The following is a 1433-nucleotide window of genomic DNA, read 5'->3' as shown; positions in this document are numbered from 1 at the left end:
GATGAAGGCGTCCTTCTCCCCGTTCACGGGGAGAAGATGGCGGCGGCCAGATGAGGGGCAGCGGGGCGTTTGGGATTGATACAAAGGCCCTCGCTTCGGACCCCTAGATAAACTGCACCTGGACGATCTCGTAACCCCTTGCGCCGCCTGGCGCGTTGACCTCGATGGCGTCGCCGACTTCCTTGCCGATGAGCGCGCGCGCGATCGGCGAGGAGATCGAGATGCGGCCAGACTTCACGTCGGCTTCCTGGTCGCCGACGATCCGGTAGGTCTTCTTTTCCTCGGTGTCCTCGTCGACCAGCACCACGGTGGCGCCGAACTTGACCTTGTCGCCGCTGAGCTTGCTGACATCGATCACTTCGGCGCGCGCGATATAATCCTCAAGCTCGTTGACCCGGCCCTCATTGAGGCTCTGCGCCTCTTTTGCGGCATGGTATTCGGCATTTTCGGAAAGGTCGCCGTGCGAGCGCGCCTCGGAGATCGCCTCGATGATGCGCGGCCGCTCTTCCTGCTGACGCCAGCGCAGCTCTTCCTTCAATGACGCGAACCCCTCGCCTGTCATCGGGACCTTGTTCATGATGCCTGACCTTTCCTGCTGCCACCCCCGCGTTTCGGGGAAAGCCTTGTCGATGGGTACAAAAAGAAAACGGTCCGAGAGCCTCGGGCTAACGGAACCGTTTCACCGCAATTTCCCTGAATATAGCAATCTTCGCGGGTTTTTCACGCCCAAAAATCGGTTTTGCGAAAATGTTCTCCGGCTTTCACAAATGCCGTCGCTGCTTTCGCAAATGCTGTCGCGGCAGATGCGAACCGGCGATGGCCGGCAACAAAAAATCCGGCCGCGATCGCTCGCGGCCGGATTGAGAAATATTGGGCGCCGAAATCAGCTCCGCATGAAATGGTCGATCTGCTCGGACAGCATACCGTATTCGCGCGAACCCTTGCCGGTCCGCTTCTCGATTTCCATCAACTGCTGCTGGGCACCGGCCAGATCGCCGATCTGCAGATGCGCTTCGCCGAGATATTCGCGCACCAGCGTGTAGTTGGGGTCGATGCGCAGCGCTTCCTCATAATAGCCGAGGCCGACGGTGACGCGGCCGGAATGGCGGTGCGAATAGCCGAGATAATTGAGGATGCGCGGATCCTGCTTGTTGGCAGCGAGGCTGAGCACGGCGATCGCCTCGTCATAGCGCCCGGCCAGCGCCAGCGAATGCCCGGCATCATAGATGCTGTCGTCATCCAGCATGCCTTCCTGGGGTGCGACGCACTTTTTCTTCTTCTTGTCCCAGACCTGGCCCTTCTTGCACTGGGTCACGGTCTGGTCGCTGCCGCCGCTACTGCCGGCGGCGTACACCGGAACGGCAAGGAACTGCAGTGCGACAAGGGCAGTCGCCGCCTGGATCAGCATTCTTTTATGCATCGAAGCCTCCTTG

2 protein-coding genes are annotated in these 1433 nt (G+C 60.3%); both read right to left on the bottom strand.

What is annotated here, in order from left to right:
- Window positions 1-103 precede the first annotated feature (103 nt).
- Entirely contained in the window at window positions 104-577 is a 474-nt protein-coding gene (greA, locus tag ACXJ7R_RS32595) for a transcription elongation factor GreA (RefSeq protein WP_095090920.1), read from the bottom strand.
- A 306-nt stretch (window positions 578-883) separates the two neighbouring features.
- Window positions 884-1420 carry a tetratricopeptide repeat protein gene (locus tag ACXJ7R_RS32590; RefSeq protein WP_095090919.1) on the bottom strand — a complete coding sequence of 179 codons (537 nt, stop codon included), beginning with the start codon at window positions 1418-1420 and terminating at the stop codon, window positions 884-886.
- Window positions 1421-1433 lie beyond the last annotated feature (13 nt).

The sequence above is a fragment of the Mesorhizobium sp. P5_C1 genome, assembly GCF_054049815.1.
Note: the sequence above shows the minus strand (reverse complement) of the source record. Positions and strands in the feature narration are given on the sequence as shown.

Coding starts and splice junctions, on each gene's coding strand:
- greA (WP_095090920.1), bottom strand. CDS start 577: ATGAACAAGGTCCCGATGACAGGCGAGGGGTTCGCGTCATTGAAGGAA.
- ACXJ7R_RS32590 (WP_095090919.1), bottom strand. CDS start 1,420: ATGCATAAAAGAATGCTGATCCAGGCGGCGACTGCCCTTGTCGCACTG.